Genomic DNA, 5,648 nt, shown 5'->3' on the forward strand with positions numbered 1-5,648 from the left:
ATCCACGGTGTCCCCGGGTGACAGCAGATGGCACGTGGTGAAGGTCGTGCTCTCCGTGGGGCCGTACGCGTGGATGAGCGTGCACCCGCGCGCGAGCCGTTCGCGGACTCGCGGTGCCGGCATCACCTCGCCTCCGGCCATGAGCTGGCGTACGCCGGCCAGGGCCTCGGGGTGGTGTTGCTGCAGCTGATCGAACAGCGCCGTGGTGAGGAACAGCACGGACACGCGCTGGTCGACGAGGACGCGCGCCAGCTCGGCCAGATCCGGAGCCCCGGGAGGAAAGAGGACGAGCCGAGCCCCGTGCAGGAGCGCGCCCCAGATCTCCAACGTGGAGGCATCGAAGGAGAGCGTGGCGAGCTGGAGCACCACCTCATCCGGCCCGAGGTGAACGAAGGTCGAACCGAACAACAGGCGCACGACACCGCGATGCGGGATGGCCACGCCCTTGGGCTTCCCCGTGGAGCCCGACGTGTACGTCACGTAGGCCCACGCATCGGGAGGTGTCAGGACGGAGAGCGCCTCGGAGGAGCGTGAGGCGATCCGCTCGGCATCCGTGTCCACGCACACGACACCGGCGATTCCCGCCGGGAGCTTCTCCGCGAGCGAGCGCGTGGTGACCGTCGCGACCACGCCCGAGTCCTCGAACAGGAACGCGAGCCGCGCGGCGGGATAGGACGGATCGATGGGGACATACGTTCCGCCCGCCTTGAGGATGGCCAGCACGCCCACGACCATGTCCAGGCCACGGGGCAGGCAGACGGCAATGCGTGGAGCGCTGCCCAGCTTCGACTCCAGCAGGTGTCGTGCGAGCTGATTCGCCCGTGCCTCCAGCTCCGCGTAGGTGAGGCGCCCTTCCGAGGAGTCGACAGCAATGGCCGCAGGGGTGCGCCGTGCCTGGGCGACGAACAGCTCCGCGAGGTTCGCGTCCCTGAGGTAGTCGACCTGCGTCGCGTTCCATTCAACGAGGACGGTGCGTCGCTCGTCCTCGCTCATGAGCGGAAGCGCGCTCAGCTTCCGGTCCATGTCGCGAGCGACCTCGCGCAAGAGGCGCTGGAGCTGCTCCGCCATTCGCTGGGCGGTCGCGGTGGTGAACAAGTCCTGGCTGTATTCGAGCTGACCTTCCAGCTCTCCACCTCGCTCCAACAGCGACAAGGTGACATCGAACTTGGCGGTTCGTGTGGCCCAGCGCAGCAGCTCCACGCTCAGCTCCGGGAGCGAAGGCGGAGGCAGCGGCGCGTTCTGCAGCACGAACGCGGTCTGGAACAGCGGCGTGCGAGAGAGGTCTCGTCCTCCGCCGAGCGACTCGACGAGCCGATCGAAGGGCACGTCCTGATGCGCGAACGCGGCCAGGGACTCGTGCTGCACTCCGGCCAGCAGCTCCGCGAAGGTGGGCTCTTGCTCCCAGCGGGCGCGGATGGCCAGCGTGTTGACGAAGAACCCGATGAGCCCTTCCAGCTCGGGCCGGACGCGGTGGGCCACGGGCGTGCCCACACAGAAGTCACGCTGCCCCGAGAGGCGTGACAGCAGGGCCTGCCATCCCGCCATCAGGACCATGAACAGCGTGGCGCCGTGCTCCTGGCCGCGCTTCTCCAGCGCGCTCACCAGGGAGGCAGGAAGCGTGAAGAACACCGTGTCTCCGCGCGAGCTGCGCACGGCCGGACGCGGCGAATCCGTTGGAAGCTCCAACGTGGGAACGTCGTTCAGGTGCTCCGTCCACCACGCCCGCTCGGCTTCGAGCGTGGGCCCTGCCTGCTCGTGACGCTCCCACGCCGCGTGGTCGGCGTACTGGAGTGGCAACGGTGAGAGTGGTGACGCGCGTCCTTCCGCCAGGGCGGCATAGAGCGTGGCGACCTCGCGGACGAGTACACCCATGGACCAGCCATCCGACAGGATGTGGTGCATGCACAGGAGCAGGACGTGCTCCTGCGCTTCGGTGCGCAGGAGCACCGTGCGCAGCAGCGGGCCCTCCGCCAACGAGAACGGTCGATGCGCCTCCTCGTCCATGCGCCGCGCCAAAGATTGCGCGCGCGCGATGGGGTCCAGTCCACTCAGGTCCTCGACGGGGAGCGCCCAGTCCGAGGGGGCTGGGTGGATGCACTGGCGTGGCGCTCCGTCGCCGGGGACGAACGTGGTGCGCAGGGGCTCGTGTCGTTCGACAATCGCGGCGAAGGTCCGTCGCAGGACGTCGACACGCAGGGCGCCCGAGAGCCGCAGGGCGATGGGGATGTTGTACGCCGCCTGTCCGGGCTGGAGCTGATCCAGGAACCAGAGTCGCTGCTGCGCGAAGGAGGACTCCAGGACACTGGGGGCGTTCGGATCCTCGGCGCGAGGCAGTCGCGGAATGGGGGCCGCCGAAGCCGCGGAGGTGTCCGTTCCTCGGAGGGCATCCAGGCGCGCGGCGAGGAGCGCGACAGTCGGAGCCTCGAAGACAGCGCGCAGGGAAACCGGGACACCGGCCCGAGCCCGCAGCCGCGTTACAACCTGAGTGGCCAACAGCGAATGGCCGCCCAGCGCGAAGAAGTCATCGCGAGCCCCCACGCGAGGATGCCCGAGCACCTCGGAGAAGACCTGGGCCACGGTCTCCTCGGAGGGAGTGCTGGGGGCCACGTACTCCTCTTCCAGGACGGAGCGATCCGCCTCGGGCACGGGGAGCGCGGCGCGGTTCACCTTGCCGCTCGGCGTCAATGGCAGCGACGGCAACACCACGAAGACCGACGGCACCATGTGCGGCGGCAGCTTCTCCATCAGGGCCTGCCGCAGCCGCGCCACCTCGCGCGAGGCGCGTGCCCCGCGCGTTGGATCATTCGCGGCGACGAACGGCGTCCCCTCGACCTGCATCGGATCCGGCGTCAGGTCGAGCCGCGTTCCCAGGCCGGTCCGGCTGAAGGCGACATCCATCGCGCCATCGCGGTAGGCCCCGGCCCAGCTCACCTGCACGTCGTAGCCGAGCGCTCCGCCCAGGGCATACAGGTCCTCGGGCTCCACGCCACGAGGCCCCGGCCAATCGCGGAGCACCTCACGCAACGCGGCGACGGTGGCCGGCCTCCCCGAGCCCGTGAGCAGCTCCACCACGCGCGCGTCCTGCCACACGCGCGCATTCGGCACGCGGCCCAGGGCGAGGACGTCCGGACGCGTGAGCAGTCGCTCCCGCATCGACTCCAGTGTGGCCTCCGCGCCCTCCGACCACTCCGTCGGTCGGACCCGAGGCGCGTCGGCCGAGGCGACGTGGAGGATGACCTCGTAGCGGAAGCGGGTCAGCTCGTTGTCATAGCGCCCATGCTTGGGGAGCACCTCCACATGCGAGATGCCGGGAATCTGCGCCGGCAGCGCCGTGAAGAACGCCGGCGAGAGCAGCAGCTCCTCTTCGCCCAGCACGTCCTGTTGCGCGCGATACCAGAGCTGCGCGGCGGACAGCGTCGGTGACGCCCGCTCCAGACGCACCGAGGCGCGGAACGCCTCCAGGAGCGCGAGGTTGCGCACGTCCCCCAGGAAGATGCGGCCCCCGGGGCGCAGCACCCCGACCGCGCCGCGCAAGACCTGAAGCAGGTACTCGGCGCTGGGGAAGTACTGGATGACCGAGTTGAGGATCACCGTGTCGAACGCGCCCGGTTCCAAGCCGGAGAGATCGTCCACGCTCCGGTGCAGGAGCTTCACCGAACGAAGCGCGTCACCCATCCGCTCGCGCTGCGCCTCGATGCGGTCGAGCGCCGGGCGAGCGAAGTCGATGCCCCAATACGCCTCGCACCGAGGCGCGAGGCGATACAGCAACAACCCCGTGCCGCACCCCAGCTCCAGGATGCGGCGCGGACGGAGCTGGAGGATCTGCCGCACGGTGGTGTTGACCCACTCGCGCATCTGCTCGGCGGGAAGCGGCCCGCCGGAGTAGCTGTCGTTCCAGCCCGAGATGTCGAAAGCAGGGTCCTCGCTCGCGACGCCGAGCGCATAGGTCTCGTCGTAGACGGCCTTCCACTGCGCCGTCTGTTCCCCCGCGCCCGTGGGCTCCAGGTCTCCCAGGACGACATAGGCCGCGAGCCGCTTGTCCCCGGGCGAGTCCTCGCGAGCGACCACCACGACATCCCGCACGGAGGGCTGCGCGCTGAGCGAGGACTCAATCTCGCCCAGCTCGATGCGGAAGCCGCGAATCTTCACCTGGTTGTCGATGCGCCCCAGGTACTCCAGGTCTCCCGAGGGGAGCCGGCGCGCGAGGTCGCCCGCGCGGTAGAGCCTGCGTCCGGGCGTGGGGCCGAAGCGATCCTCGACGAAGCGAGCCGCCGTCAGCTCCGGTCGTCGCAGGTAGCCGCGCGCCACGCCCGCGCCGCCCACGTGGATCTCGCCCGGCACACCCACCGGCACGGGCTGCCCGGCCGCGTCGAGCAGGTAGATGCTCAGGTCTGGAATCGGGCGGCCGATGACGCTCGACCAGGGACGCTCCAGGTCCTCGAGCCCCACCGGACGATAGGTGACATGCACCGTGGTCTCGGTGATGCCGTACATGTTGATCAGCTGGGGACGTGCGTCCCCGTGGCGCTCGAACCAGGGGCGCAGCGAGGCCACGTCCAGCGCCTCGCCGCCGAAGATGACGAACCGCAGGGCCAGTGCGCGCCGCTCCGGAGACTGCCCCTCCGCGTGGATGAGCTGGCGGAAGGCCGTGGGCGTCTGGTTGAGGACCGTGACGGCCTCGTCGCCGAGCAGCCGCAGGAACGCCTCGGGCGAGCGACTGACCCAGTACGGGACGACGACCAGTCGCCCGCCATGCAGCAGTGCGCCCCACAGCTCCCAGACGGAGAAGTCGAAGGCGTAGGAATGGAACAGCGTCCACACATCCGACGCGTCGAAGTGGAACCACGCATCGGTCGCGGAGAAGAGGCGCGAGACGTGGTCATGCTGCACCATCACGCCCTTGGGCTTTCCCGTGGAGCCCGAGGTGTAGATGACGTACGCCAGATCCGTGGGCGCGTTGCATCCCAGCGGCCGCGGCGCCCCCTTCGCCAGGGCCTCCGACAGGTCGTTGTCCATCCGCAGCACGGTGGCCCCAGTGGTGGGCACGCACTGCTCCAGCGACGCCTGCGTGACGAGGACAGGCGCCTGAGCGTCGTCCAACATGAACGCGAGCTGCTCGCGCGGATACGACGGATCCAACGGGAGATAGGCGCCTCCCGCCTTGAGGATGCCGAGCAGCGCGACCACGAGGTCCAGCCCGCGCTCCAGGCACACGCCCACGAGCACATCGGGGCCCACGCCGTGCCGGGCCAGGACTTGAGCCAACCCATTGGCGCGGGCATCGAGCGCGCGATAGGTGAGGGACTTGCCCTCGCAGCTCACGGCGATCGCCTCGGGCGTGCGGTCCACCTGCGCTTCGAAGCGCTCCACCAGGGGGGGCTGCCGAGGGGTGTCCGCGCCAGGGTTCCACGCGTGCAGCACCTGCTGGCGCTCGGCCTCCGCCATCAGCGGCACGGTGGCGACCGGGCGCGAGGGCTCCGCCACCATCGCGCCGATGACCTCCTCCAGGTGTCCGAGCAGTCGGTCGATGGTCTCCGCGTCGAACAGCTCGGTGGCGTACTTGCAGCCCACCCAGAGCCCCTCCGGGCCATGGGCCGCCTCGAACGTCAGGTCCAGCTCGGCGGTGTGGTTGTCCAGCAGCGCGACAT

Annotated in this window: 1 protein-coding gene; it reads right to left on the bottom strand. The window is 69.8% G+C overall.

Features of this window, described 5'->3' with window-relative positions; genetic code table 11:
• The coding region (locus tag JGU66_32635; protein ID MBJ6765526.1) for an amino acid adenylation domain-containing protein at nucleotides 1–5,648 on the bottom strand (5,648 nt) is incomplete at both ends.

Source organism: Myxococcaceae bacterium JPH2 (assembly GCA_016458225.1).
GTDB lineage: Bacteria > Myxococcota > Myxococcia > Myxococcales > Myxococcaceae > Citreicoccus.